General features: G+C 69.9%; 20 protein-coding genes, 2 tRNA genes and 2 pseudogenes. 6 read left to right on the top strand and 18 right to left on the bottom strand.

What is annotated here, in order from left to right:
• Nucleotides 1-294: 294 nt before the first annotated feature.
• Nucleotides 295-605: pseudogene (locus tag ACH492_RS20985) on the top strand (transposase); the annotation flags it as partial.
• Here ACH492_RS20985 and ACH492_RS20980 read toward each other — a convergent pair.
• The 6 genes from ACH492_RS20980 to leuS form a co-directional block, all read right to left on the bottom strand.
• Nucleotides 602-2,032: a recombinase family protein gene (locus ACH492_RS20980; RefSeq protein ID WP_398988656.1), complete on the bottom strand. Its 1,431-nt coding sequence runs from the start codon at nucleotides 2,030-2,032 to the stop codon at nucleotides 602-604. The pseudogene ACH492_RS20985 and the gene ACH492_RS20980 overlap by 4 nt on opposite strands.
• A gap of 27 nt (nucleotides 2,033-2,059) precedes the next feature.
• Nucleotides 2,060-4,477: a ComEC/Rec2 family competence protein gene (locus ACH492_RS20975; protein ID WP_398988654.1), complete on the bottom strand. Its 2,418-nt coding sequence runs from the start codon at nucleotides 4,475-4,477 to the stop codon at nucleotides 2,060-2,062.
• Nucleotides 4,474-5,562: a helix-hairpin-helix domain-containing protein gene (locus ACH492_RS20970; protein WP_398988652.1), complete on the bottom strand. Its 1,089-nt coding sequence runs from the start codon at nucleotides 5,560-5,562 to the stop codon at nucleotides 4,474-4,476. Before ACH492_RS20970 ends, ACH492_RS20975 begins: the two co-directional genes overlap by 4 nt.
• Before the next feature lie 133 nt (nucleotides 5,563-5,695).
• Complete coding sequence (locus ACH492_RS20965; RefSeq protein WP_398988650.1) at nucleotides 5,696-6,541, bottom strand: DegV family protein; 846 nt, start codon at nucleotides 6,539-6,541, stop codon at nucleotides 5,696-5,698.
• Nucleotides 6,542-6,718: 177 nt separating this feature from the next.
• Nucleotides 6,719-7,522, bottom strand: coding sequence for a hypothetical protein (locus ACH492_RS20960; RefSeq protein ID WP_398988648.1), 804 nt, complete (start codon nucleotides 7,520-7,522; stop codon nucleotides 6,719-6,721).
• 116 nt (nucleotides 7,523-7,638) lie between these two features.
• Nucleotides 7,639-10,530: a leucine--tRNA ligase gene (gene leuS / locus ACH492_RS20955; protein ID WP_398988646.1), complete on the bottom strand. Its 2,892-nt coding sequence runs from the start codon at nucleotides 10,528-10,530 to the stop codon at nucleotides 7,639-7,641.
• A gap of 615 nt (nucleotides 10,531-11,145) precedes the next feature.
• Between leuS and ACH492_RS20950 the strand changes: the two genes are divergently transcribed.
• Nucleotides 11,146-12,474 (top strand): hypothetical protein, encoded by a 1,329-nt coding sequence (locus ACH492_RS20950; protein WP_398988644.1) that lies wholly within the window; start codon nucleotides 11,146-11,148, stop codon nucleotides 12,472-12,474.
• Complete coding sequence (locus tag ACH492_RS20945) at nucleotides 12,471-14,057, top strand: NADH-ubiquinone oxidoreductase-F iron-sulfur binding region domain-containing protein (protein WP_398988642.1); 1,587 nt, start codon at nucleotides 12,471-12,473, stop codon at nucleotides 14,055-14,057. Before ACH492_RS20950 ends, ACH492_RS20945 begins: the two co-directional genes overlap by 4 nt.
• 86 nt (nucleotides 14,058-14,143) lie before the next feature.
• Here ACH492_RS20945 and ACH492_RS20940 read toward each other — a convergent pair.
• Nucleotides 14,144-14,216 (bottom strand) — tRNA-Ala (locus ACH492_RS20940).
• Nucleotides 14,217-14,339: 123 nt separating this feature from the next.
• On the opposite strand from ACH492_RS20940, the pseudogene ACH492_RS20935 reads away from it, so the two are divergent.
• Nucleotides 14,340-15,557, top strand: a pseudogene (locus tag ACH492_RS20935) (glycosyltransferase 87 family protein); the annotation flags it as partial.
• Here ACH492_RS20935 and ACH492_RS20930 read toward each other — a convergent pair.
• Both ACH492_RS20930 and ACH492_RS20925 read right to left on the bottom strand, forming a co-directional pair.
• Nucleotides 15,484-15,717: a hypothetical protein gene (locus ACH492_RS20930; protein ID WP_307665976.1), complete on the bottom strand. Its 234-nt coding sequence runs from the start codon at nucleotides 15,715-15,717 to the stop codon at nucleotides 15,484-15,486. The pseudogene ACH492_RS20935 and the gene ACH492_RS20930 sit on opposite strands and share 74 nt — an antisense overlap.
• 238 nt (nucleotides 15,718-15,955) lie before the next feature.
• On the bottom strand, nucleotides 15,956-17,416 hold the full coding sequence (locus ACH492_RS20925) for an MFS transporter (RefSeq protein ID WP_398988640.1): 1,461 nt from the start codon (nucleotides 17,414-17,416) through the stop codon (nucleotides 15,956-15,958).
• A 94-nt stretch (nucleotides 17,417-17,510) separates the two neighbouring features.
• On the opposite strand from ACH492_RS20925, the gene ACH492_RS20920 reads away from it, so the two are divergent.
• Nucleotides 17,511-18,386, top strand: a complete 876-nt coding sequence (locus ACH492_RS20920) for a helix-turn-helix transcriptional regulator (protein WP_398988638.1) — start codon at nucleotides 17,511-17,513, stop codon at nucleotides 18,384-18,386.
• A gap of 52 nt (nucleotides 18,387-18,438) precedes the next feature.
• Here the strand turns inward: ACH492_RS20920 and ACH492_RS20915 are convergent.
• The 7 genes from ACH492_RS20915 to ACH492_RS20885 all read right to left on the bottom strand — a co-directional run bounded on the left by ACH492_RS20915 (nucleotide 18,439) and on the right by ACH492_RS20885 (nucleotide 22,655).
• Nucleotides 18,439-18,511 (bottom strand) — tRNA-Ala (locus tag ACH492_RS20915).
• A gap of 105 nt (nucleotides 18,512-18,616) precedes the next feature.
• Complete coding sequence (locus tag ACH492_RS20910) at nucleotides 18,617-19,288, bottom strand: histidine phosphatase family protein (protein ID WP_398989203.1); 672 nt, start codon at nucleotides 19,286-19,288, stop codon at nucleotides 18,617-18,619.
• Complete coding sequence (rsfS, locus tag ACH492_RS20905) at nucleotides 19,285-19,716, bottom strand: ribosome silencing factor (RefSeq protein ID WP_398989201.1); 432 nt, start codon at nucleotides 19,714-19,716, stop codon at nucleotides 19,285-19,287. The genes ACH492_RS20910 and rsfS overlap by 4 nt, the downstream gene beginning before the upstream one ends.
• Before the next feature lie 109 nt (nucleotides 19,717-19,825).
• Nucleotides 19,826-21,538 (bottom strand): LCP family protein, encoded by a 1,713-nt coding sequence (locus ACH492_RS20900; protein ID WP_398988636.1) that lies wholly within the window; start codon nucleotides 21,536-21,538, stop codon nucleotides 19,826-19,828.
• Between the two features lie 19 nt (nucleotides 21,539-21,557).
• On the bottom strand, nucleotides 21,558-22,187 hold the full coding sequence (gene nadD, locus ACH492_RS20895) for a nicotinate-nucleotide adenylyltransferase (protein ID WP_398988634.1): 630 nt from the start codon (nucleotides 22,185-22,187) through the stop codon (nucleotides 21,558-21,560).
• A gap of 38 nt (nucleotides 22,188-22,225) precedes the next feature.
• The gene (locus tag ACH492_RS20890) at nucleotides 22,226-22,387 is read right to left on the bottom strand and encodes a hypothetical protein (RefSeq protein ID WP_307663568.1); all 162 of its coding nucleotides are present in this window, start codon (nucleotides 22,385-22,387) and stop codon (nucleotides 22,226-22,228) included.
• A 103-nt stretch (nucleotides 22,388-22,490) separates the two neighbouring features.
• Nucleotides 22,491-22,655, bottom strand: a complete 165-nt coding sequence (locus ACH492_RS20885) for a hypothetical protein (RefSeq protein WP_398988632.1) — start codon at nucleotides 22,653-22,655, stop codon at nucleotides 22,491-22,493.
• 120 nt (nucleotides 22,656-22,775) lie between these two features.
• Here ACH492_RS20885 and ACH492_RS20880 point away from each other — a divergent pair, with 120 nt between their 5' ends.
• On the top strand, nucleotides 22,776-23,912 hold the full coding sequence (locus tag ACH492_RS20880) for a M48 family metallopeptidase (protein WP_398988630.1): 1,137 nt from the start codon (nucleotides 22,776-22,778) through the stop codon (nucleotides 23,910-23,912).
• Between the two features lie 108 nt (nucleotides 23,913-24,020).
• On the opposite strand, the gene ACH492_RS20875 is transcribed toward ACH492_RS20880, so the two are convergent.
• Together ACH492_RS20875 and ACH492_RS20870 are read right to left on the bottom strand one after the other, a co-directional pair.
• Nucleotides 24,021-25,085, bottom strand: coding sequence for a hypothetical protein (locus ACH492_RS20875; RefSeq protein ID WP_398988628.1), 1,065 nt, complete (start codon nucleotides 25,083-25,085; stop codon nucleotides 24,021-24,023).
• Between the two features lie 180 nt (nucleotides 25,086-25,265).
• Nucleotides 25,266-25,880, bottom strand: coding sequence for a hypothetical protein (locus ACH492_RS20870; RefSeq protein WP_398988626.1), 615 nt, complete (start codon nucleotides 25,878-25,880; stop codon nucleotides 25,266-25,268).
• Nucleotides 25,881-25,898: the final 18 nt, after the last annotated feature.

Below are 25,898 nucleotides of genomic sequence, written 5' to 3'. Positions count from 1 at the left end.
ATTTCCCATGCCACTAGACTGAGGATGTAGTCGCGCAAGCGCATGCGATGCTACTCCTTTTAGGGGGTTGGGCACCGGGCCTTCAACAGTCTCCGCGCCTCCCGCGCCCTCGGTGGCTGTTCCTCTCGATGTTCGCCACCATCCTGCTGATGATGGGATTCGGGCTTCCCCGGGCATCACCGCAAAAGGAGGCCACCGGCACGGTGCCGGCGAGCGAGGGCCACCAGCAGCACGCTCACGAACGGGTCACGCGTCCCCGCCGGGGCCGAAGATCGGCCATTGTCTGCAGCCGTACCAGTCGTCCTGGTCTGGGACATTCTGAACACGCACCGCAGCCTCACCATGCGGCAATTGATCGCGGCCCGGCCCTGGCTGACTGTCTACCAGCTCCCACCCTATGCACCAGAGTTCAACCCGATCGAGGCAGTGTGGTCGCACAGAAGAGATCCCTGGCAAACCTCGCCAAATACGGCATCGACCAGCTGACCGCGCTCGTCAAGACACGGCTCAAACGGATGCAGTACCGACCCGGCCTCATCGACGGCTACATCACCAAGACCGGACTACCTCACACCCCCGTAACCCCCGCCATTGAAGATCTCTAGAGTTCAAGGGGTACCGGAACTACTCGGGCAGGATTGAAGACGTTGAACGGACGAGTTGCAGGATATATAAGGATCTCCTTGTAGAGGCCCGTAAAGATCGTCCTCTTTCGCTCGAAGGGGAGATCCTCCCAAGCATCCTTCAACTCGTCCGGCTCAACTCTTACCAGCTGACGGACCTGATGCTTCGTGACCTTCAGGCGTGCTGCATCAATCCTCTTGCGGAGATCCTGCGTTACATCGCGATATTCGCTGGCCGACTGCTCACTGTCGGCAAATGCCTCTTTGAGTTCATTTAGTCGACGCTCCCACCGATCTATCTGCTGTTCCAACTCCATCGTAGGGCTAGGTTCTCCCTGTTCCGCAAGGTCCTCCACTTCACCCACTTCCCTCAAGGCTAGCGTCCTCATAAGGCGCTCTAGTTCCTCTACCTTAATGGTCCGCCCTCCGCATCCTCCTTCACCCTTCGCCGGGCATGCATAGACCATCGTTTTGCGGTCCGAGCCTTTACGAACCTTCATCTTGATGTGCTCCGGAGCACAGGTGCAGCGGACCAACCCGCTGAGGTGGTAGATCCGCGCTGCCCTAAGTTTCCTGGTGTTGCGGTTAGGTGAGGTAAGGAGCGCACGGATCTGCCTATGCTCCTCTTCGGTAATGATCGGGGACCATTGCGCCTTCCCTATAACTTGCCTCCGATGCTCCTTTAGCCCGGCGATACGGCCAGATATTAGAAGGTAGCGGAGCGCCTGTTGGGTCCACGTACCACCTGTCGATGACTTGATCTTCCGCGCATTGAGACTGTTCACTATCGCGTAGAGCGTTTCCCCTTCCAGTATCCTCTGGGCGCACTCGCGCACGATCTCCGCCTCTTTCTCATTGATTTCGTCTCGGAGAACCTTTCTCCGGGATCCCTCACCCTCATAGATTCGGGTGTACCCAAAGGGTCGATGCCCGCCGTTGTGAATCTTGCCTTCCAGCGCCAATTCCTCGACCTTGCGCAACACTCGTTCACGCTTATGCTCGACCTCGTGCTTGGCTATAGCTGCATGCACTCGGGCCGTCATACGCCCTGATGGTGTGGTTAGATCCAGCACACCGGCTCTCACTGTGTTGATCTCGACCTTCTTCGTCTCCACTAGATCAATGAAGTCCTCAAGTTCCCTCGGCTGACGATGGAGACGGTCCGTGTGCCAAGAGACGACGGAATCAACACGACCGCTCTTGATGTCGTCCATCATCCGCTGGTACTCGTCGCGGACCTTGCGACGGTCGGCAGCAGAGACGTCGTTGTCTACATACACATCCACGATGTGCCATCCAAGTGCCGCTGCTAACAGTCGGCAGTCTTCCTCTTGGCGTGCGACTCCAAGGCCACCACCTTCCTTGTCGTTGCTGATCCGACAGTAGATCGCCGCTCGTCGCTTCGTCATGCCACGACGGTACTGGGGTTGGACCCTTTAAGTGAAGGTATGGTGGGCGACCTTGAGGACGTCGACCGGTGGGAGCGCCGGATGGGCGCGCAACAGCCCTCGCTGGGCGGGTGGTTCGAGGTCACCGAGGAGCAACAGGGTGAGGCCGCCCTCGATCCGGACGAACAGCGTGACGCTTGCGTCGTTGGGTTCCTCAGGGACGGGACCGGAGCCGGGGCCGGGGCGGGAGTCCGGGCGGGAGCCGGAGCCGGGCCCAAGGGCTGCCCGAGGCCACAGGACCTGCCAGGCGAGCGGCCCGACCCGGCGCCGCTCCCCCGGTCCCGCGCGGATCACGGGTACCCCGGCCGCAGTCGTCGTTCTCCGTACGAACTCGCTCTGCTCCCGTGGCTCCTCGAACGTCGTCGTCTGCACCGCGCCGACGGCCCTGCCCCGCAACACGCCAGGCAGCCCCCGGACATGGTCGGCATGGAAGTGCGTCAGAAGGATCAGCGGAATCCGGGTGACGCCCAGGTCCCGCAGACAGCGGTCGGCGAGTTCCGGGTCGGGGCCCGCGTCCACGACCACGGCCGCGCCGGCGCCCGCCGCAAGCACCGTGGCGTCACCCTGCCCGACGTCGCACATCGCGAACGTCCAGCCCGGCGGCGGCCAGCCGGTGATCACCCTGGTGAGCGGGGCGGGGCGCAGGACAGCGAGCAGGAGCAGCAGCGCGCAGAGGGCGGCCGCCCATGGGTGCCGCGGCAGCCGACGGGCGAGGAGCGCGACCAGGGCCGTGACGGCGGCCAGCAGCAGCCCACCGCGCCAGCCACCTGGCCAGTCCGCCTCCGCCCCCGGCAGCCCCGCCCCGCTGCGAGCCACGGAGGCGATCCACCCGGCGGGCCACCCCGCGCAGCGCGCCAGCAGCTCGGCAACCGGCATCGCCACCGGGGCCGCGGCGAGAGCGGCGAAACCGAGAACCGTGGCCGGGGCGACCGCGAGCTCGGCGACCAGATTGCAGGGGATCGCCACCAGGCTGACCCTGGCCGCGAAAACCGCCACCACGGGAGCGCACACGGCCTGCGCCGCGGCGGCCGCGGCCAGCGCCTCTGCGAGCCGGGGCGGCACCCGCCTCCGTTGCAGCGCCGCGCTCCAGCGGGGGCCGATGGTGAGCAGCGCGCCGGTGGCCAGTACGGAGAGCAGAAAGCCGTAACTCCGGGCGAGCCACGGGTCGTACAGGACGAGCAGGAGTGCGGCCGTGGCCAGCGCAGGGATCAGCGACCGGCGGCGTCCGGTGCCGATGGCGAGCAAGGTGACGGCACCGCAGGCCGCGGCCCGCAGGACGCTCGGCTCTGGTCGGCACACAACCACGAACGCGAGCGTGAGCGCGCCACCGAAAAGGGCGGTACCTCGCAGCGTGATGCCCAACCGGGGTGCGAGACCCCGCCGTTCGGCCAGCAGGGCCGTGCCCGGCGGCCCGATCAGCAGGACGAGCACGACGGTCAGATTGCTTCCGGATACGGCGAGAAGGTGAGTGAGGTCGGTTGCCTCGAAGGCGCCCTGCAGCTCGGGCGTGATCCGTGAGGTATCGCCGACGACCAGCCCCGGCAGCAGCGCCCGGGCGTCCGGGGGGAGCCCGTCCGTGGCCTCGCGCAGTCCGGCCCGCAGTCCTCCGGCCGTGCGCTGGAGGGCGGTTGGCGGGCCGGTGATCCGCGGCGGACCGTCCCCCTCCGGCCTCAGTACGGCGGCGAACCTGTCGTCGGCGTGCAGGGGCGGCGCGAGCCGTCCGGTCAACCGCAGCCGGGTCGAGGGCAACAGCCGCAGCCACGGCACGTTGGCCGCGGACGATTCGCCCGAAGGCACGATCACCAGGACGGGCGTCCGCGTCTCGGTGACCGCGCCACCGGGTGCCGTCACGCGGGTCACCTCGGCGTCCAGCATGACGGATCCGCGCGCCGTCCGATCGCCGCGAACGCGGGGCCGGGTCGCTCGCGGATCAGCGGTGACGTGCAACTCGACGGTGACGTGCGCGTATCGGCCTGCCAGATCCGGCAGCGGCCCACGCCGCAGATCCGCGCTGTGCAGTCCGGCCGAAGCTCCGCCCGCCGCGGCGCACAGCAGCATCGCGGCGAGGGCGGTGGCGTTGAGCCGACGCCTGCGCCTGCTGATCTGTGCGCCACCGACGGCCGGCGCCGGCCCCCTGCCCGCTCCAGCCCGCACCGAACGCACCGCCCGGGCCGTCGCCGGAGCCAGTAACAGCCCCGCGGCGACGACGCAGGCCGTCACGCCCACCGCTGTCCACCACCCCCGCGCGCCGACCGCCACAGCCGCCGCGGCCCACGCCGCCAGGGCCGGGGGCACCAGCCGCAGGTCTGCCGGTCCCTCCTGTCGCGGGTCGGAAGCCCCCAGCCGGTGGCCGGCAGCGGCGTGCACCGCCGGACGCGCCGTGGCCGCCGTCATGGCCGTCGTCATGGCCGCACCAATGGCTGGAGGTCCGCGAACCGGCGGTCGCCGATCCCGTTGACCTCGCGGAGTTCGTCGACCGACCGGAAACCCCCGTGCTGGGTGCGGTAGTCGACGATGTGCTGGGCCAGTACGGGACCGACCCCTGGCAAGGTGTCGAGCTGCTCCACGGTCGCCGAGTTGAGGCTCACCGGCCCAGCGGTCTGCCCACCCCCGCCCGCGCCCGGTCCGCCCGTGCCCGCTCCTGTCATCGGCGATCCCGGTGGCACGAGCACGCCCACCACGACCTGCTCGCCGTCCATGAGCACCCGCGCCCGGTTGAGCCCCGTCAGATCCGTACCGGCCCGGACGCCTCCGGCCGCCCGCAGCGCGTCGGCGACCCGGGATCCGGCCGGCAGCCTGTGCACCCCCGGCCGCCGTACCTTGCCGCTCACATCGACGACGATCCGCACTCCGGGCCCCGCATCGGACGGCGGCGGACCCGGCGACGGGTGCGGCTCCGGCTCCCGCGTGGCCGCGCCCTGCTGGACCAGCTCCGGGGCGCGCACGGTCTGCGGCCGCCCCGCCCAGAAGTGCTGCGCCGCGAAGACCGCTGCCACTACGAGTACGACGACCAGGGCGGCGAGAGCCCTGGGCTCGAGCCCGCATCTGAGCTGCACCCACAGCGGCAACCGCTCCCGCACCGCAAGCCCCACGCGCTGCCGAGTGCCCGTGCCCGGACTCGTATCGATGTCCGCGGCAGATCGGCCACCGCCACCCGCTTCGGCGCGGGAGCGCCCAACAGCCGCGTCGAGACTCGTGGCCGTACTGCGTGGGGGGCCCTCGAAGAGGGCGTCCGCGCGGCGGCGCAGGGCGGCCGTACTCGGTGCGGCAGCCACTCGCCTGCCACGGAGGCGAACCGGACGCCGCGAGCCACGGCCGGGACCGCTGCCCGAGCCGAAACCCGAGCCCGAACCGGGGCTGGGAAAGCCCGAACCGGGGCCGGCCCCTGAACGGGGAGGACCCAGGCCTGAGCCGCGGCCGTCACGGGCGCGGCTGTCCGAGGCCGGGGCGCGGCCCGGGCCACTGGTTGCGGAACGTGATCGGAGAGCCATGCCACAAGACGCTAGGCACATCCGTCAAAACCCGCTGAGCAGGCCCAATTCCCGTGGAAAACCGCCCCGTTGTGGAAAACTCGGTCACTCACCGGGGTGACAGCGACCGCCTCGGCGCGCCCACACCAGCGCCTCAGCGGGGCGAGACCACAGCCCCCAACAGCCCCGGTCCCGTATGCGCCCCGATCACCGCGCCCACCTCGCTGACATGCAGATCGACCAGCCCGGGAACCCGTTCCCGCAGCCGCTCCGCCAGCGCCGCGGCCCGCTCCGGCGCGGCCAGATGGTGCACCGCGATGTCCACGCTGCTCGTGCCCGCCCGGTCGACGACGATCTCCTCCAGCCGGGCGATCGCCTTCGATGCCGTACGCACCTTCTCCAGCAGCTCGATCCGGCCGCCGTCCAACTGCAACAGAGGCTTCACCGCGAGCGCCGAGCCCAGCAGCGCCTGCGCGGCCCCTATCCGGCCGCCGCGGCGCAAGTAGTCCAACGTGTCGACGTAGAAGTACGCGGATGTCCCCGCGGCCCGCTTCTCCGCGGCGGCTACCGCCTCGTCGAGCGTGCCACCGCCCTCAGCCGTCTCCGCGGCCGCGAGCGCGCAGAATCCCAGGGCCATCGCGACCATCCCGGTATCCACCACCCGCACGGGCACCGGCGCGTCCTTGGCGGCCAGCACCGCGGCGTCGTACGTCCCCGAGAACTCGCTCGACAGATGAAGTGAGACGATGCCGGTCGCACCGGCCTCCGCTCTCGCGCGGTACGCCTCTGCGAACACCTCGGGGCTCGGCCTGGACGTGGTCACCGGGCGTCGCTTCTGCAATGCCAGCGCCAGCGAGCGGGCCGAGATCTCGGTGCCCTCTTCGAGCGCCTGATCGCCAAGTACGACGGTCAGCGGCACCGCGATGATGCCGTGGCGCTCCATCGTCGGTGGCGGCAGGTAGGCCGTTGAATCAGTGACGATCGCGACATGGCGGGACATGAGCGGGAGGTTACCCGCAGGAGCCGCCGCACGGCAGCCCGGCCCCTCGGCAATGAACGCGTCGCCCCGGCCGGCGGATCACCCAGGGATCGCTCAGGGACCGCTCAGGGACCGCCGAGGAACCGTCGAGGAACCGTCGATGGATCACCAATGGACCGCCGACGGACCGCCGGTGGGTCAATTCGTGGTCTCTGGACGGGCGGTCTTCTGCCAGGGATACGTCGTCTGCTGCCGAGGATCGCGCGCCGTGATCGCCTGCGGCTGCGGCTCAGCACCGGGCCCGGCCCCGGCCTCAGGCCCACCTTCAACCCCCGCACCCGCCCCCGCCTCCGGCCACGTCTGCTCGCGCACCGCTCCGTGATCGGCCCCGGCTTCCGGCCACGACGCCGGCGCAGCTTGAGCCGCCTGAGACGCCGCAGCCCCGTCCGGCGTCTCCTCCTCCGACCAGTGCCGCAACGCTCCCGCCTCGACGTCGATCTGCGTGCTCAGCGCATCCAGATCATCCTCCGCGAACTTCCGGGCCCGGTCCCGCGCCGCCCACCTCAGAGACTCGGCAGAGTGCGTGATCCGCTCCGTACGCTCGCGCAGCCCGGGAAGCAGCGAGGCCACCGTCGCCCGGTCCGGCTCGCGCTCCAGCCGCTTCAGCTCGTCGTCGAGCTCGTGGCCGTGCACGCTCAGCCGCTGGAACAGTCCGAGGGACTCGGACAGCGAGGCGTCCTCCGCGACGCCCGCGTGCAGCGCGTCCTGCGTCGCCCTCATCGACGTACGCAGCGACAGCCGCAGCTGCGCCAGCTCGCCGGCCACACCGCCCTGCCCATAGCTCTTCGCCCGCAGTGTCGTCTCCTCGACGGTGCGGCGCGCCTGCGTGACCGTGCGCTCCACTCCGCGCTTGGCCGCGCCGATGACCTTCACGCTGACATACACCCCCAACGCCACGAAGGCGACGAAAAGCAGCGTCAGTATCAGAATCGCGGCTTCCATGAGCGCCCCTCCGGCGTCGGCTGTTGTCTCTCCACCGTAAACGGAACGGGCAGGCCGAGGGTTCCATCGGAACCCCCAACCTGCCCGTAGGGGAAACCCCTGCCCGCACGTGTGCGCTACGCGGGGACGATGTTCACCAGCTTCGGCGCCCGCACGATCACCTTTCGGATGCCGGCGCCGCCCAGCGCCGCGGCCACCGCCGCGTCACCCAGCGCCAGCGCCTCCAGCTCCTCGTCCGAGATCGACGGGGAGACCTCCAGCCGCGCCTTGACCTTGCCCTTGATCTGCACGACGCAGGTCACGGACTCGTCCACGGCATACGCCGGGTCGGCGACCGGGAAGTCCTGGTGCACGACCGAGTCGGTGTGGCCCAGCTTGTGCCACAGCTCCTCGGCGATGTGCGGGGCCAGCGGGGCGATCAGCAGCACCAGCCGCTCCGCCACGCTGCGCGACAGCGGGCCGCCCGCCTTGGTCAGATGATTGTTCAGCTCGGTGATCTTGGCGATGGCGGTGTTGAAGCGCAGGGCCGCCAGGTCCTGTCCGGCGCCGTCGATCGCCTTGTGCAGCGCACGCAGCGTCGCCTCGTCGGGCTCGGTGTCGACGACCGTGACCTCACCGGTCGCCTCGTCGACGACATTGCGCCACAGCCGCTGCAGCAGGCGGTACTGGCCGACGACAGCCCGGGTGTCCCACGGCCGCGACACATCCAGGGGCCCCATGGCCATCTCGTACAGCCGCAGCGTGTCCGCGCCGTACTCGGCGCAGATCTCGTCCGGAGTGACGGCGTTCTTCAGGGACTTGCCCATCTTGCCCAGCTCGCGCTTGACGGGCTCGCCCTCGAGGTAGAACTTTCCGTCCCGCTCCTCGACATCGGCGGCCGGCACCGGGAAGCCGCGGCTGTCCCGGTAGACGTACGCCTGGATCATGCCCTGGTTGTACAGCTTGTGGAACGGCTCCACCGAGGAGACGTGTCCCAGGTCGAACAGCACCTTGGACCAGAACCGCGCATACAGCAGGTGCAGTACGGCGTGCTCCGCGCCACCGACGTACAGGTCGACACCGCCGTGCGGTTGCCCCTCGCGCGGGCCCATCCAGTACTGCTCGATCTCCGGGTCGACCAGCTTCTCGCTGTTGTGCGGATCCAGGTAGCGCAGCTCGTACCAGCACGAACCCGCCCAGTTGGGCATGGTGTTGGTCTCCCGGCGGTAGCGCTTGACGCCGTCGCCCAGGTCCAGCTCGACATTGACCCAGTCCTCGTTGCGCGACAGAGGCGTCTCGGGCTGGGTGTCCGCGTCGTCCGGGTCAAACGTACGTGGCGAGTAGTCGTCGACCTCCGGCAGCTCCAGCGGCAGCATCGCCTCGGGCAGCGCGTGCGCGATGCCGTCCTCGTCGTAGACGATCGGGAAGGGCTCGCCCCAGTAGCGCTGTCGGCTGAACAGCCAGTCGCGCAGCCGGAAGTTGACCGTCCCCTCGCCGATTCCGCGGGCGGTCAGCCACTCGGTGATCTTCGACTTGGCCTCGGCGACGTCCAGGCCGTCCAGTGAGATCTCGTCGTTCGACGAGTTGATCGCCCGGCCCTGTCCGGTGAAGGCCTCGCCCTCCCAGCCGTCAGGCGGCTGGACGGTACGGATGATGGGCAGGTCGAAGGCCTCGGCGAACTCCCAGTCGCGCTCGTCCTGGCCGGGTACGGCCATGATGGCACCGGTGCCGTAGCCCATCAGTACATAGTCGGCGACGAAGACCGGGATCCGTTCGCCGGTGACCGGGTTCAGGGCGTAGGCGCCGGTGAACACACCGGTCTTGTCCTTGTGTTCGGTCTGCCGCTCGACATCGCTCTTCGTCTGGGCCTGCTTGCGGTACTCGGAAACCGCCTCGGCCGGAGTGGCGCCGCCGGTCCAGGCCTCCCTGGTGCCCTCCGGCCACTCGGCCGGGACGATGGAGTCGATCAGGCCGTGTTCGGGTGCCAGCACCATGTAGGTGGCGCCGAACAGCGTGTCGGGGCGGGTGGTGAAGACCGTGATCTGTGCGTCGTCGTGGCCGTCGACCGAGAAGTGGACGCGTGCGCCCTCGCTGCGGCCGATCCAGTTGCGCTGCTGCAGCTTGATCGCCTCGGGCCAGTCCAGCGCGTCCAGGTCGTCCAGCAGCCGGTCGGCGTAGGCGGTGATGCGCATGTTCCACTGCCGCAGCTTGGCCTTGAAGACGGGGAAGTTGCCGCGCTCGGAGCGTCCGTCAGCAGTGACCTCCTCATTCGCCAGTACGGTGCCCAGGCCCGGGCACCAGTTGACGGGCGCGTCGGAGGCGTACGCCAGCCGGTACTCGCCCAGCGCATCGGCGCGCTCCGAGGCGCTCAGCTCGCTCCACGCGCGCGTGGAGCCCGGCACCGCACGCTCGCCGCTCTCGAACTGCGCCACCAGCTCGTCGATCGGACGGGCCTTGTTCGCGTCCTCGTCGTACCAGGAGTTGAAGATCTGCAGGAAGATCCACTGGGTCCACTTGTAGTAGTCCGGGTCGATCGTCGCGAAGGACCGGCGCTTGTCGTGGCCCAGGCCCAGCCGGCGCAGCTGGGACTTCATGTTGTTCATGGCTGCCTCGGTGGTGACCCGAGGGTGCTCGCCGGTCTGTACCGCGTGCTGCTCGGCGGGCAGGCCGAAGGCGTCGAAGCCCAGGGTGTGCAGGACATTGTGTCCGGTCATGCGCTGGTGGCGGGCGAAGACGTCGGTGGCGATATAGCCCAGGGGGTGCCCGACGTGCAGACCCGAGCCCGAGGGGTACGGGAACATGTCCATGACGAACTTTTTGGGCTTGGCGACCTGTGCGGGATCCCCGGCCAGGTCACCTCCCCCACTCTCGGCTTCGCTCGAGCGGGGGGACCCCGATGGGTTCGGCGCCTCGTACGTACCCTCGGCGTCCCAGAAGTCCTGCCAGCGTGCCTCGATGTCGGCGGCCATGGCAGCCGTGTAGCGGTGCGCTGCAGTTACCTCAGCAGCAGCAGGGTTGGTCTCGCTCATGATCGTTGAAGCTCCATCGATTCGTCTCTGCCAGCGGATTCCACAAACGAAAAAACCCCTCGCACAGGAGGGGACGCCGCGCCGATTCCAACCGGATCTTTCATCCGTCGGGACTGATCAGCGCGGCTCGCTAAGCAGAAGGCGTACGGCACGCATGGCGTCAGGGTACCGCAGCGAGCGAACCGGGCGCATGAGACCAATCCCGAAGAGCCCTCGAAGGGCCCTCGACGGACTCCGGTGAGGTCTCGGCAGCCATCCCCAGCGGCCCCGGCCGCCGCACCGCATCCGCACCGAAAGGCGCGCGCCACTCCTCGGCACGCCCCCCGAGCACCCGCCGCACGCCCTCCGCGCGCCCCCTGAACCGCGCTTCCAGATGCCTCCGGTCGCCGGGGTTACCCCGCGTATCGACCCTATCCAGGGCAACCCCAGAGTCAGTTGGCTGTGGTTCCGCTCTCTAAACGCTCAAACCTCGTACTGCCCGGTATGGGTGGACCTAGCATGCGTCAACGGGACCGCCTTTCCCGCACCATTCGGAGTCGCCCCATGAACCCTCATCGCAAGAGCCGTTCGTCGCCAGCGCCGAGTACCGGGCTAAGCCGCCCGGTGCAAGGCGGCTTGTCCGTCGCGGCGTTCGTGCTCCTACCCCTGCTCGCCGTCGGCGGGAGCGACAACTTCCGCGCCGCGCTCGACTTCACCACCGGGGTGCTGTCCCTGGTGTCCCTCACCGCCTCCGTGGCGTGGGGCCTGATCGCCACCGACCGGCTGCTCCTCTCCACGCGCCACCGCCTCCTTGCCCAGGGCATCCACCGGGCCACCGCGGTCGCCTCGCTCGGCTTCCTGCTGCTGCACGCCACCGTGAAGGTGTCGCTGGGCCATGTGGAAGCGATCGGCGCCCTGGTCCCGTTCGGACTCGGCGTCACCGGTACGTCCGGCCTGATCGGCTTCGGCTCGCTGGCCGGCTTCCTCATGGTGATCGCCGCCACGACCGGCGCGCTGCGCAGCGCCCTGGCCGGCAACATCCGGGTAGCGGGCCGCTGGCGGCCGCTGCACATGCTGGCCTACCCGGCCTGGTGCTCCGCGCTGGTGCACGGCCTGTTCACCGGCCGGCCCGCCGCGACCTGGGTCGTGACGATGTACTGCCTGGCACTCGCAGGCGTCGCCGTCGCCGTGTCGCTGCGGTTGATGCCGCGGCCGGTGCAGCGGAGAATCGCCACCAAGATCATGTCGCTGACCGGCTCGGGCGACGACCGGTCTGCCGCGGACGAGCAGCTACGGCGCGATCCGACCACGTCCCCGCTCCCCGGCGCGGCCGGAGTGACCGGACCGGCCGGCCTCAACGGCATGAACGGCATTCCCTCCCAGCGCCCGCACGAGCAGGAGTTCCAGCGCCAGTCCTCCCTCGGCCGGCCGCGCTCGCAGCCCCGACGGCTCGCGCCGCCCTCGCCCAATCTCTACGAGGTGCCGCCGCTCCCGGAGGCCGAGCCGACCGTCGGCAGCGGCATCGGGCCCGGCCCCGGGATCTCCGCCGCGTACCGCGCGGTCTCCCTGGCCGGCGACCAGACGGCCCCGCTGGCCGAGCGCATACCGATGACCGAGGAGATCCCCGTCGTCTCGGAGTCGGGTTCCCGGCAGGGTCTGTGGCCGACCCCGTCACCGCCGCCGCCCGCGCAGGCCTTCCGGCCCGAGCCTCTCGAAACGCCCGCTCCTCCCGCGTACGAGCCCCCTCCGGCCTACGAGCCCCCTCCCGCATACGAGCCCCCTCTGGCCTATGAGCCCCCTCCCGCTCCCGCCTCCTACGACCCCGCTCCCCCGTACGAAGCACCTTCCTCCCCGTACGCCACCGGCACCGCCGACACGTACGACGACACGGCGACCATGCCCGGCCCCCTCTTTCCGCCCCCGGCCGGAGAGCCCTGGCACACGCCCGCAGGAGACCGACCGTGAACACCCCCCTCCCTGATGTCCCCGAGGTTCGTGTCGTCGGCCTTCCCCAGCTGACGCAGGGGTTCGACCTTGTCGAGCGCCTGGACCTCCCGATGCATCTCAAGGTGCACGGCCCTCTCGAGCCCGTTACCGGCGAGCTGCTCGCCCAGCTCGCCGACGACATATCCCTGCGCGGCCGCGGCGGCGCGGGCTTCCCCTTCGGGCAGAAGCTACGTGCCGTAGCCAAGTCCGCGATACGACGCGGGGTGCGGCCCGTCGTCGTGGTCAACGGCAGTGAGGGCGAGCCCGCCTGCCGCAAGGACACCGTGCTGCTCAACCGCGCCCCCCATCTGATCCTGGACGGCGCCCTGCTCGCCGCGGAGGCGCTCGGCGCGCGCACCCTGGTGGTCGCGGTCACCCGCAACTCCACGGAGATCTCCATGCGCGCCGCGCTGGCCGAGCGCGGCCTGTCGGACCGGCGTGGACAGCAGCTGCGCGCGCGGGTGGTCCGTACGCCGGAGCGCATGGTCTCCGGCGAGGCCTCCGCGGTCATCCGTGCCGTGAACGGCGGCCCCGCGCTGCCGCCCGGCCGCCGCGAGCGCGCTTCCGACACCGGCGTCGGCGGCGCCCCGACCCTGCTGTCCAACGCCGAGACGTACGCACAGCTCGCCATCGGCGCCCGTATCGGCGCGCGCCGCTACGGCAACACCGGCCTGGACACCGAGCCGGGCACGGTCATGCTGACGATCTCCGGGGCTGTCGCGCGCCCCATGGTCGTCGAGGTCCCCACGGGCGTCCCGCTGCGGTACGTACTGCAGCTGGCGGGCGCCCCGCCGCTCCCCCAGGGCGTGCTCACCGGCGGCTACCACGGCAACTGGATCGACTCGGTCGCAGTCCACGAGGCCAACGTCTCGCGCGAATCGCTGGCAGCCGTGGGCGGCTCCCTTGGCGCGGGCGCGATCCTCCCGATCGGCCCCGAGACCTGCCCGCTGGGCGAGGCGCTGCGGGTGGCCAACTGGCTCGCCGCGGAGACCGCCGGCCAGTGCGGCCCCTGCAAGCTGGGCCTGCCCGCCGCGGCCGGCGGCCTGTCCGACGTCATGAACGGCGGCGGCCCCGCCGCCCTGGAGGCGCTGCGCGAGGTGACGCAGGCCGTCAAGGGCCGCGGCGCGTGCAAGCACCCCGACGGCTCGGCGCGCTTCTTCGCCTCGACCCTGTCCGCCTTCACGGACGACCTCGCCGCGCATGTGCTCGACGGCGGCTGCGGGCGCGAGACGACCGGCGTGCTGCCGCTTCCCGGGCCCGGCTACCAGGACGCCGAGGAGTCGATTCCGAGCGGCGAGAAGCTGGCCGTGGACTGGACGCTCTGCCAGGGCCACGGGCTCTGCGCGGACATCGTCCCCGAGCTCATCCGGCTCGGTCCCGACGGCTATCCGGCGCTCGCTGACGCCTCGGTTCCGATGCATCTGCGGGGGCGCGCACAGCGGGCCGTACGCCGGTGCCCCGCGCTGGCGCTCCGTATCGAGCAGGGACCCGCCCCGTCGCCGACCACCCGCCCCGCCCTGCCGTCGAGCAACCGCAAGGCGCTTGGCAGCGGCCGCAGTTGACGCCCCCTGGGGACACACCCCAGGGGCACACGAAGAAGCGGGCCATCCGATCCGGATGGCCCGCTTCCTTATGTCTTGTGCTTCTGTGGAGCTAAGGAGAATTGAACTCCTGACCTCCTGCATGCCATGCAGGCGCTCTACCAACTGAGCTATAGCCCCTTGCGATGTGCCACCTTGATCGAAGGTCTCCCTCGCGGCGACGTCGACAACATTAACGCTCCCTCCAGTGCATCACCAAATCGTTTCCGGTCTGTAGGGACTGGGCCGGTAACGTCCACCTTCGTGACCGTGATCGCACTGTCCAGTGCCCGACGTCCCGCCCTTGCCGCCGCCTCGGTCTGTCTGCTCTCCTTCACCGCCTTCTGGATGGCACAGCGCGCCGCCGACGTCTCCATGATCGACCTGATGGTCTACCGGGCGGAGGGCGAGACCGTACGCGCCGGAGCGGATCTCTACGCGATGCGCACCACCAAGGCGAACCTCCCGACGACCTACCCGCCGTTCGCCGCCCTGCTGTTCACGCCGCTCACCCTGCTCGGCGTCCCCGAGATGCGCGCCCTGGCCACTGCCGGGAACCTGCTCCTGCTCGTCGCCTTCGTCGACCTGTCGCTGCGGCTGACGCACCCGCACATGGACCGGCGCTCGGCGACGCTCTGGGTTGCCGCGGCCGCCGTGTGGTGCGAACCGGTGTGGACGACGCTCCGCTACGGCCAGATCAATCTGCTGATTGCGGTCGCCGTGCTGTGGGACATCACCCGCCGCGATGGGCACAAGTGGGCGGGCGCGGGCATTGGGTGCGCGGCCGCCGTGAAGCTGACGCCCGCGCTCTTCGCGCTCTTCTTGCTGATCGCAGGCTTTGTACGGGCCCGGCGCGAGGGCTGGAACCCGTGGCTGCGGCGGGCGGCGACAGCAGCCGCGGTCTTCCTCGGCACGACGCTCGCGGCCGCCGCTGTCCTGCCGTACGACTCCCAGCGCTACTGGACCCGGATGATCTTCGCGGCCGGCCGGGTCGGCCACGCCGAGGACACCGCAAACCAGTCGCTGCGCGGGGTCCTCGCCCGGCTGCTCCACACTCCCGATCCGGGGCCGTGGTGGGTCGTGGCGGCCGCTCTTGTCGCTGTGGCCGGGCTCGCCGTGTCCGTGGGTGCGGCGCTGCGCGGCGACCGGGCCTGCGCGGTCGTGGCCTGCGCGGCGACGGCACTGCTGATCAGCCCGGTCTCCTGGTCGCACCACTGGGTGTGGTGCGTGCCCATGGTGCTGCTCTTCGTGGCGCGCGGCAGCAGGGGGCGGGCGGCAGCGGGGCTGGTGTTCTGTTCGTACGCCCTGTGGTGGGTACCGCACGGGCCGGGACGGCTCGAACTCGCCCAGAACAGCGGCCAGATGGTCCTTTCGGCCCTCTATTCGCTGACGGCCGCGACCCTCCTGGTCACGCTGTGGCGAATGAATAGAACCGTTTCAGAGTGCAGTGCTCGTCCAGGAGCCGCCCGTAGATCGGCTCCCCTTCGAGCTCTCTGTACGTCTCGATGGGGTCGCCCTTTATGATCAGCGCCCGTGCGCACTCCTCGCACCAGTACTGGTACTCGGGATTGATCGGGTCCATGTCCCGAACGATGGGCGTACCACCGCCGCACCAGTCGCATTTACGCCTGTGTGCACCCATCATTCAGCTCCAGCTATGGCCGCAGGCCGTGCACACGTAGGAAACTCCACCATTGTCGCCGAGGACTTGGGCGACATGCCCCGATCCACAGGACGGGCAACTGAGACGAGCGCGCACCTCCGCAGTGGCAAGCAGGTCATCGGCCTCCTCGCTGCTGCTGGCGGACATCGTGCTCTCCCTCCCGTCCTGGCCGGTGTCCCCTCCGGCCGTCCGATTCTGCCATGGCCACGCAAGAGGGTCAGCGGCGTTTGCGTGTGGCCATCGCCATTCCTTCGCTGACGAGACCGGCCATCGCACCCAAGATCGACGCGGCTGCCAGCGCGAGGGCGCACACCCACAGCGCGTCGGCGGACTCCAGTACCCCGGGTACTGTCTGCCGATTCAGGAAGAGTGTGCCGAATGCGGCGACACCGATCAGCTGTCCGAGCTGAGTGACGGTCACCAGCAGGCCACTCGCGTCAGCCGCGTCCTCCTGACGTACGATCGCGAGCGCTCTCGTGAGGGTGGGGCTGAAGGCGAGCGCCAGACCGGCGCCGACGCCCATGAAGGCGAGATACAGCCACAGCCCGCCGTCGCCGCCGTCCCTCAGCAACGCGCCGACCGCGACGCACGAGAGCGCCGTCAGCGCGAACCCGCCCGGGATCAGTGCCTTTTGCAGACCCGCGGGCCAGCGCCGCCAGGTCAGCCCGACCGCTCCGAAAATCAGCGCGGTCGGCGCGAACATCAGCCCCGCGCGGAGCGCGCTGTGGCCGAGACCACCCTGGACATGCAGGGTGAGCGCGAAGAGGAAGCCCGCGTTCACCGCCATCACCAGGATGATCCGCAGCACGGCCCGGCCCATGCCCGCGATGCGCAGCACGCGCGGCGCGATGAGCGGGGCGCCCCCGCGCCCCGCCAGCTTCGACTCGTACGCCAGGAAGCAGCCGAAGAGCACCGCGGAGGCCCCGAGCGAGAGCCACGACCAGGCCGGCCAGTCCTGTTCCTGCCCGAGCACCAGCGGCACGGTGAACAGCGACACGGCGGCGGCGAGCAGCACGAGACCGGGCAGGTCGAGGCCGCGGGCGCGCTCAGGCTCGTCGCGACGGTCCTTGGGGAGCACCCGCGCGCCCAGCACCAGCAGCGCGAGGCCGATCGGCACGTTCACCAGGAAGACCGGCCGCCAGCTCGCGCCGAAGAGGTCCGCGCTGACCAGGACACCGCCGACGACCTGCCCGGCGGCGGCTCCGGTCGCGAGGACCGCGGAGTACGCGCCGAGCGCGCGCACCCGCTCCTCGCCGGTGAAGTTCCGCTGGATCAGGCTGAGCACCTGGGGGATCATCAGTGCCGCACCCGCGCCCTGGACCAGCCGGAACGCGATCAACTGGCCGGTGCCCGCGGCGAGTCCGCAGGCGAGCGAGGCGGCGGTGAAGAGCAACAGCCCGCCCAGACAGGCCCGTCGGTGCCCCAGCAGATCGCCGAGCCTGGCGCCGGTGATCAGCAGGACGGCGTACGAAATCGTGTAACCGGCGATGACCAGCTGCAACCCCGCGCCGGACGCGTCGAGTTCGGTACGGATGGTGGGGGCGGCGACATTGACGATGAAGGTGTCGAGGAGCGCCATGAACTGCGCGGCGAGCACGATCGCGAGCAGCAGGCGTGGCCGGTTGTCAGTGCCGGGGTCTTTACTGAGAAGTGGACTTTCCGGAGAGGTCGTCGTCATGGCAGCGAGCCTGACGCCGTTCCGGTACGGGTAACGAGAGCCCGCTGATGCTGGTACTGACAGCACCTGGCAAGGACGGGCCGGTGCCTCGACCATGGGGGATGTGACCACGATGACGGCGACGACGAACACCGCGGGCGCTGCGAACCACCGCCGCAGACCCGAGCTGGCCGCCTTCCTGCGCAGTCGCCGGGCGAGGGTGACGCCCGCCGATGTGGGCATGCCGCCGGGGCTCCGGCGCCGTACACCCGGGCTGCGCCGAGAGGAGGTCGCCCAGCTCTCCGGCGTCGGCGTCACCTGGTACACCTGGCTGGAGCAGGGCCGCCCGATCAACGCGTCGGCGCAGGTCCTGGACGCCGTGGCGCGCACCCTCCGGCTCGACCGGCCGGAGCGCGAGCATCTCTACCACTTGGCGGAGGTGGCGTACGCACCGGACCGGCAGGAGGACGTGCAGAGTGTGGGCCCGGACATCCAGGGCCTCATCGACGCGCTCGACCCGCGCCCCGCCGCGGTCTACAACGCGCGGTACGACATCCTGGCGACCAACGCCGCATACCGCGACCTGTTCGCGCCCCGCCCGGAGCACCTCGGTATACGCAATGCGCTGTGGAGGCTGTTCACGGTGGCCGAGCCGGACTGCCCGCTGGTTTTCCGGGAGTCGGAGCTGCCGCTGATGGTGGCGCAGCTGCGCGGTGCGTACGGACGGCATGTGGGCGAGCCGGCCTGGGAGTCGTTCATCCACCGGCTGACGGCCGCCAGCGGCTACTTCACCGAACTGTGGGAAAGCGGGAACGTCGTCCCGCCGGGCCCGCGAGTGAAGACGTTCCGGCACAAGGCCATCGGCGAGGTGCGGATGACGTCCGTATCGCTGTCGATCAACGGAATGCCGGAGTGCCGGATCGTCGCCTATACCCCGAATGACGAGGAGAGCCTCATACGGATCGAGAAGCTGCGCGAACTGCGCGACTGAAACGCGAAATCCCGCCCTCTGATCGAGGACGGGACCCGGATTGTGGAACTTGTGGAGCTAAGGAGAATTGAACTCCTGACCTCCTGCATGCCATGCAGGCGCTCTACCAACTGAGCTATAGCCCCGCGTGTTCTTCGCGCTCGGCGCTGCGAACAAGAAGAACTTTAGCCTGCGACCTGCCGGAAAGTGAAATCCGGGGGTGCGAGGCCGAGGGCCGGGCCCGGGCGGGGTCAGTCGTCGTCGCCGAGGACCGGTTCCGGAAGGGTGCCGGCGTTGTGCTCGAGCAGACGCCAGCCGCGCGCGCCCTCGCCGAGCACCGACCAGCAGCAGTTGGAGAGCCCGCCGAGGCTCTCCCAGTGGTGGGCCTCCAGACCGAGCAGCCGGCCGATGGTGGTACGGATCGTGCCGCCGTGGCTGACCACCACCAGCGTGCCGTCGTCGGGCAGCTTCTCGGCGTGGTGCAGCACCACGGGAGCGGCCCGGTCGGCGACCTCGGTCTCCAGCTCGCCGCCGCCGCGACGCACGGGCTCGCCGCGCTTCCATGCGGCGTACTGCTCGCCGTACCGAGCGACGATCTCGTCGTGGGTCAGGCCCTGCCAGGCACCCGCATACGTCTCGCGCAGGGCGGCGTCGTAGGAGATGTCGAGCCCGGTGACCTCGGCCAGCTCGCCCGCCGTCGCCGCCGCTCGCTTGAGGTCGGAGGCGACGATCGCGTCAGGCCTGAGGGAGGCGAGGAGCCGGGCGGCCCGGCGCGCCTGGGAGACGCCGGTCTCGGTCAGCTCTATGTCCGTGGAGCCCTGGAAGCGGCGCTCCAGGTTCCACGACGTCTGGCCGTGCCGCCACAGGACGACGCGGCGCCCTCTGCCGGTGCCGCTGCGCTTGCTGTTGTCGCCGCCGTTCAGCTCAGCTCACCGTCCGGGTCGCCGACGAGCCGTGCGTGCTCCTCGGCCCTGCCGCGGGTCTTCAGAGCGTCCTCGGGGAGAGGCAGCTCCGGGCAGTCCTTCCACAGCCGCTCCAGGGCGTAGAAGACACGCTCCTCGCTGTGCTGGACGTGCACGACGATGTCGACGTAGTCGAGCAGGATCCAGCGGGCGTCGCGGTCGCCCTCGCGGCGCACCGGCTTGGCGCCGAGCTCCTTGTTCAACCGCTCCTCGATCTCGTCGACGATCGACTTGACCTGGCGGTCGTTGGGCGCGGAGGCGAGCAGGAAGGCGTCGGTGATCGACAGCACGTCGCTGACGTCGTAGGCGATGATGTCGTGCGCGAGCCGGTCGGCTGCCGCCTGGGCGGCGGCATTGACGAGCTCGATGGAGCGATCCGTGGCGGTCACAAGCAGGCTTTCGTCGTCGGTCAGGTACCCCTCAAGGGTCTCACGGACCACCGACAGCCCTTGCCGTGTTTATTCGCCCCTGATCAGGGCCCCGATCATGCAGCCTTGATCACTCAGTCCTGTAGTCCTTGCCGAGGACGACGGAGACGTCGGCGTTGGGGGCGGGATCGCCCTTCTTGACCGCGCTCGCCGGCAGGCCCAGGGTCTTGGCGACCTCTGCCGCCTTCGCCTTCTGCGCCTCGTCCGCGTAGGTGACGCGCGAGGTCGACGCGGTGTCCGCCCTGCCGCCGTCGAGCACCGAGTAGCCGCCGTTGACCAGGTCGATCCGGGCCTTCTCCGTGGCACTGGTCTTCCCGGTGGCGTTCTTGATCCCGACACGGACGGCCGCGTCCTTGTCCGGCGCGGTGACCTTGCCGCCCAGGACGTCCTTGACGACGCTGTCGGCGGCCTGCGCGGTGAGCGTGCCGTCCTGCTGGACCGGCAGCAGCGCCGTCTTGTAGTCACCGCCCTTGGCGTGCTCGGCGAGCTTGGCGAGTGAGGCGCCCAGATCGCTCTCACGCAGCGACGGGTCGAGGATCTGCGCGAGCGTCTCCACGGTGACGGTCGCAGTCTTCGGGTCGTCCGGGAATTTCTTCAGGACGCCCTGCATGACCTGCCCGAAGCGCTGCAGCTGCTTCGCCTCGGCCTCGCCGGGCCCGAGGTAGGTGGCGTACGCGACGGCGGCGCGGCCGTTCAGCGTCTGGTTCTCGCCCTTCTTCACCAGCGGCGCCTCGCCCTTCTTGGCGCCGGGCACGTCGGTGTCGGTGGTCAGGTCGATGGTGCCGACCAGCTCGACGAGGTTCTCCAGATACGGGGTGTCGAGCCGCCAGGTGCCGGTGATCTTGGCGCCGAGGAGGGTGCCGACGGCCTCCCGGGTACCCGTTGAGCCGTCGTCCTCGACCGACTTGCCGAGGGTGGTGGCGGTGCCGTCGTCGTTGCCGACGGAGAGGGAGTTGGGGAGCAGGACGGTGGTGCCCTGCTTGGTGGTTGCGTTGTCCACGAGGAGGGCTGTGGAGGTGCCCTTCTTCTTGGTGTTGTGCAGATGCACCACGATCACGTCCCGCTTCTGCGGTCCGGTCGCCGTGCTGTTCTTCTTTCCGGTGTCCGACAGGCCGGGCAGCTTGCCCGCGTACCAGAGGTAGCCGACGCCGCCCACGACGGCCAGCGCGAGGACGACGACGAGCGCGACGATGCGGTTGCGGCCGCGGCGCTTGGCCTCCTCGCGCCGCTCGGAGCGGCTCTCGGTGAACTTCAGCCAGTCGATGACGTCTTCGGAGTCCTCGTCGGGCTCCTCGATGAAGGAGAACTGCTCGGTGCGGTAGTCACGGTCGGGCGCGGGCCGGCGCTGCCCGGGCACGGCGGCCTGCCCCTGCTCGCGTGCCCGCGCGGCCTCGGGCGACTGCGCGGGCGGCTCGGCCGGGGCCGGGTGCTGCTGCGGGATGCTCCACTGCTGGGTGGTGTCGACGGCGGCGGGCTGCTGGCCGGTGTCGTAGCCGTAGCCCTCGTACCGATAACCCTGGCCCTGCGGCTGCTGGGCCTGCTGCTGGTCATACGGGTCGTACTGCTGAGGCTGGGCGTACGGGTCGTATCCGTAGCCCTGGTCCTGACCCTGCGGCTGCTGGGGTTGCCGTGACTGCTGCGGTTGCTGAGAGTGTTGCGGTTGCTGCTGCGCGTAGGGGTCGTACGGCTGGGGCTGCTGATAGACCGGCTGCCCGTACTCGTCGTAGCCGATGATCTGCGGCTGCTGGTAGTACGGGTCGTACGGGTTCTGCTGGTCGTTCACCGGTGCCCCTCTCCGTGGCTCACTCGCCGCGGTACAACTGGCGCTTGTCGATGTAGCGCACCACACCATCCGGCACCAGGTACCAGACCGGATCACCCTCCGCGACCCTAGCCCGGCAGTCGGTCGACGAGATCGCGAGCGCCGGAACCTCCACCAGGGAGACCCCGCCCTCCGGCAACCCGTCGTCCGTCAGGTCGTGACCCGGCCGGGTCACACCGATGAAGTGGGCGAGCGAGAACAGCTCTTCGGCGTCGCGCCAGCCGAGGATCTGGGAGAGCGCGTCGGCTCCGGTGATGAAGAAAAGATCCGCGTTCTTGTTGAGGGAGCGCAGGTCCCGCAGCGTATCGATCGTGTAGGTCGGGCCGCCGCGGTCGATGTCGATGCGGCTCACCGAGAACTGCGGGTTGGACGCCGTGGCGATGACCGTCATCAGATAGCGGTCCTCGGCCGGAGACACCGCTTTGTGGCTCTTCTGCCACGGCTGCCCGGTCGGCACGAACACCACCTCGTCGAGGTGGAACAGAGCGGCCACCTCGCTGGCGGCCACCAGGTGTCCATGGTGGATCGGGTCGAACGTCCCGCCCATCACGCCGATTCGGCGCTTGCCGGGACCGGAACCCGAACCGGTAGGCACTTCCTGCTCTCCCATGCGTGCAGAGCCTACTGGCACGGCGGCACGGCCCGGACTCAGCGGTCGCGGTTGAAGCGGGTGGTGATCCACAGCATCAGAAGCAGCACGAACAGCGCGCCGCCGCCGGTGAGGTAGGGGTTGAGGCTTTCGTGGTTGCCACCGTGCTCGGCGCCTTCGGCGAGAGTGACCAGGTTGGCGGCGGTGCTGGCGAGGCTCATCTTCAGCAGGACCTATCGATCGGGAGTCGGAACTCGGGAATCGGACGGGCGGAGAGACTTCGCGGACATCGTATGCGGGAGGTCCGGGCACGCTCACGGCGACTCAGTCGTTGTCCTGGTCGTCGGCGCCGTTTCCGCGGTAGCCGCGCAGCAGGAACCAGGCGAGCACGGCCGCTCCGGCGATCGACGCGATCAGCAGGATGCGCAGCGCATTGCCCAGTCCCTGCTGCTCGGATGCGGCGGCGAACAGTGCGGCGGTGTCCGGCATGTCGGGTGTACTCCTCAGTTATCCACAGCCCCCGCCACACCGTAGCTCCAGCACCTACGCTGGGGTCCGTCAGGGGGACGAGCCGGTATTAGCACCAACAGGGGCCAACAGGGGGCTTGAATGACCGAAAGCAGTCACGAGAGCGTGCCGAGCAGGCAGCGCAAGCGCTTCCCGGGCATCTCTTCACGGGCGTACGAACATCCCGCTGATCGCTCGGCGCTGGTCGCCCTGCGCAAGCTCAGCGGCTTCGACACCGTTTTCAAGGCGCTGAGCGGACTGCTGCCGGAGCGCAGCCTGCGGCTGCTCTTCCTCTCCGATTCGGTGCGGGTGAGCGACGCCCAGTTCGCGCATCTGAACAGCATGCTGCGGGATGCCTGCTACATCCTGGACCTGGAGAAGGTCCCTTCGATGTACGTCACACAGGACCCGCGGCCCAACGCCATGTGCATCGGCCTGGACGAGCCGATCATCGTGGTCACCACCGGGCTGGTGGAGCTGCTCGACGAGGAGGAGATGCGGGCGGTCGTCGGGCATGAGGTGGGCCATGCGCTCTCCGGCCACTCCGTCTACCGCACGATCCTGCTCTTCCTCACCAATCTCGCGCTGAAGGTCGCGTGGATCCCGCTCGGCAATGTCGCGATCATGGCGATCGTCACAGCGCTGCGCGAGTGGTTCCGCAAGTCGGAACTCTCGGCGGACCGCGCCGGGCTGCTGGTCGGCCAGGACCTGCAGGCCTCGATGCGCGGCCTGATGAAGATCGCCGGCGGCAACCACCTCCACGAGATGAACGTCGACGCGTTCCTGCAGCAGGCCGAGGAGTACGAGGCGGGCGGCGATCTGCGCGACTCCGTGCTGAAGATCCTCAATATGCTGCCCCGCTCGCACCCGTTCACCACGGTGCGCGCCGCCGAGTTGAAGAAGTGGGCCGAGAGCCGCGACCACCAGCGGATCATGGACGGTCACTACCCGCGGCGCACGGAGGACAAGGACGCCTCGGTGTCCGACTCCTTCCGCGAGTCTGCCGCGCACTACGCCGACACCGTGCGCACCAGCAAGGATCCCCTGATGAAGCTGGTCGGCGACATAGCCGGCGGTGCGGGCGACCTGGGCGGCAAGCTCCGGGACAAGTTCACCGGCGCGGGCGGCAGCGGAAGCGGCGGAAGCTCCGGCGGGAGCAAGGGCAACGACAGCGGCAACGGCAGCGGTCCGGCGAACGAGAACGGCAGCGGGAGCGGCGGCGGCCAGGGCGAGAGCTGAGCGGCAGCGGGAGCGGCAGCGGGAGCGGCAGCGGGAGCGGCAGCGGCAGCGGGAGCGGCAGCGGGAGCGGCAGCGGTCAGGGCGAAAGCCGAGCGGTAGCGACCGCGGTCAGGGCGAGGGCTGAGCTCCGGGCGCAAGCGAGCCGCAGAGCGCCGCGGTGGCCTGGCCCGTCGCATACGGGTCGGTGCCCGCCGGGCCGCCCGCGGTCGCCCGCTCGCCGGCGAGCAGCGGACGCAGGGTGCCGGACGCGTCCGCGGAGCAGGCCTGCGGGCCGGCCTGGACATAGCTGACCAGCAACTCCGCGCGATGCTGGTTCAGATCGTCCCGGTCGAAGCGGAAGTGCAGCTCACGGCGGACGGTGAACAGCGAGGCCGGCCCGCTCACGCCGACCGGCCGCAGCGCATAGGCGAAGGTGTGGTCCGACGTCACCTCCAGGGCGTCGGGCCCCGCCTCGGCGATGCGCAGCGTGCCCTGCACCCGCACCTGAGGGTCAGCCAGCGCCACTTTCGCCGCGTCGTAGCGCACCAGCCAGCCGGTGGCGGCATGGCGGCCGTCGGCGGCCGGGGTGGCCATGCTCCGGTCGAACTGCTCCAGTTGGTCGGGGTCGAGCAGCACCCGCACCGGCCGCACCGCACCGCCCGTGAGGACATCGGGGTTGAGGGAGGACTGCACGAGGTAGTCCTTCGCGGTGGTCAGGGCCGTCATCACCTGGCCCTCGGAGAAGTTCTTGGTGCGCTGGGCAGCGGGCAGATTGATTCCCGAGGCTCCGATACGGAATTGCGCGGCGGGGCTGTGCGCATACAGGTCGGCGGGGATGCCACCCGGGACAGGGCCCTGCGGCGCCAGCGGGATCACCGTGATCCGCAGCGGCTCTGCGTGCTTGGCGACCGGTGCCTGGTACGGATGTCGGATGCCCAGGTATATGGCCGTTCCGAAAGCCATCGCGACCAGCAGGATGAGCACCAGGAACTGTCTGGAACCCCTTCTGCGCCCCCAGGCGGGGAGGCTGCGCACGGCTCGCGCGTGCTCGCCCATCCGCTCCTGCGCCGAGAACTCCTGAAGCCGGGCAGCCCGCACGAACGATTCGTCGAAGACGACGGATCGGTACTCGTCCTCACCACCGCCGGGGAGTCCCTCGGGTGTCCCCTCAGGCGGGTCTCCGCGCCCAGCCATACTTTCAGGGTAGGTCTGGCGGGGCCGCGGTAAACGCGCTGGTGCGCGACAAACTCCGACGAGTTCCTACGTGGCCGTCCAAGGACCCTTGAGCGGTCGCGCCAGGGCCCTGGAGCAGTCGTCCGATGGGATTGCAGACGCGGCGTAGAGGGGGCGCACAAGGGGGCGTACAGAGCCTGCTCAGGGGGTGCGGGGCTCCGCCGAAACCGGCGGCGCCGAGTACTCCGCGGAGGCCGAGGGCCCGCCCACCCGGGCCGTGGCAGAGCCGGTTGTGGGTGTGGCGTCGACGCCGGTAGTGGCGGGCGGCGGGACCCGGTCCTGGCGGTTGCCCGCCGCCCCGCGGTAGACGGCCGTGAAGGCGAGGGCGACCATCCCGATGCCCATCAGCAGGGCGAGGATCCAGGCCACCGGACGGTGCCAGCGGGCGCTGCCGCGGTAGGGGCGCAGGGCGCCGCCGTGCCGTCCGTAGGGCCCGGAGTACTCGTCGTCGGGATCCGTGCCGTCGTCATCGTCGTACGCCCGCTCCCGGCCGTATCCCCCGCCGGGGCCGTATCCCTCGTCGTAGAGCTCCTCGTCGGGCACCCCGCCGCGGCGTCTGCCGCGTGCGGCCTCGGCCTCGGCGCGGGCCTCGGCGGCAGCCAGCAGCCGCTCGACGGCGGTCGGCTCATGGATCTCGGCGGCCCGTACGAAGTCCTCGTCGAACACCACGGAGGCGAAGTCCTCGTCCGCGCCCCCGCGGTCGTCGTCGGGCTCCCAGCCGTCCGGAAACGGCTTGCCCCCCACGTCGTCCGGCACGCCTTCAGAGTAGACCGG

This window comes from Streptomyces sp. NPDC019443, assembly GCF_044389785.1.
Lineage (GTDB): Bacteria > Actinomycetota > Actinomycetes > Streptomycetales > Streptomycetaceae > Streptomyces.
The sequence above is the reverse complement of the archived record's forward strand: the minus strand, read 5'-3'. Positions and strand labels throughout refer to the sequence as shown.

What these genes read in the sequence shown, in the direction of transcription:
- ACH492_RS20980 (WP_398988656.1), bottom strand. Translation starts at nt 2,032, where the DNA reads ATGACGAAGCGACGAGCGGCGATCTACTGTCGGATCAGCAACGACAAG.
- ACH492_RS20975 (WP_398988654.1), bottom strand. Translation starts at nt 4,477, where the DNA reads ATGACGACGGCCATGACGGCGGCCACGGCGCGTCCGGCGGTGCACGCC.
- ACH492_RS20970 (WP_398988652.1), bottom strand. Translation starts at nt 5,562, where the DNA reads ATGGCTCTCCGATCACGTTCCGCAACCAGTGGCCCGGGCCGCGCCCCG.
- ACH492_RS20965 (WP_398988650.1), bottom strand. Translation starts at nt 6,541, where the DNA reads ATGTCCCGCCATGTCGCGATCGTCACTGATTCAACGGCCTACCTGCCG.
- ACH492_RS20960 (WP_398988648.1), bottom strand. Translation starts at nt 7,522, where the DNA reads ATGGAAGCCGCGATTCTGATACTGACGCTGCTTTTCGTCGCCTTCGTG.
- leuS (WP_398988646.1), bottom strand. Translation starts at nt 10,530, where the DNA reads ATGAGCGAGACCAACCCTGCTGCTGCTGAGGTAACTGCAGCGCACCGC.
- ACH492_RS20930 (WP_307665976.1), bottom strand. Translation starts at nt 15,717, where the DNA reads ATGGGTGCACACAGGCGTAAATGCGACTGGTGCGGCGGTGGTACGCCC.
- ACH492_RS20925 (WP_398988640.1), bottom strand. Translation starts at nt 17,416, where the DNA reads ATGACGACGACCTCTCCGGAAAGTCCACTTCTCAGTAAAGACCCCGGC.
- ACH492_RS20920 (WP_398988638.1), top strand. Translation starts at nt 17,511, where the DNA reads ATGGGGGATGTGACCACGATGACGGCGACGACGAACACCGCGGGCGCT.
- nadD (WP_398988634.1), bottom strand. Translation starts at nt 22,187, where the DNA reads ATGGGAGAGCAGGAAGTGCCTACCGGTTCGGGTTCCGGTCCCGGCAAG.
- ACH492_RS20890 (WP_307663568.1), bottom strand. Translation starts at nt 22,387, where the DNA reads ATGAGCCTCGCCAGCACCGCCGCCAACCTGGTCACTCTCGCCGAAGGC.
- ACH492_RS20885 (WP_398988632.1), bottom strand. Translation starts at nt 22,655, where the DNA reads ATGCCGGACACCGCCGCACTGTTCGCCGCCGCATCCGAGCAGCAGGGA.
- ACH492_RS20880 (WP_398988630.1), top strand. Translation starts at nt 22,776, where the DNA reads ATGACCGAAAGCAGTCACGAGAGCGTGCCGAGCAGGCAGCGCAAGCGC.
- ACH492_RS20875 (WP_398988628.1), bottom strand. Translation starts at nt 25,085, where the DNA reads ATGGCTGGGCGCGGAGACCCGCCTGAGGGGACACCCGAGGGACTCCCC.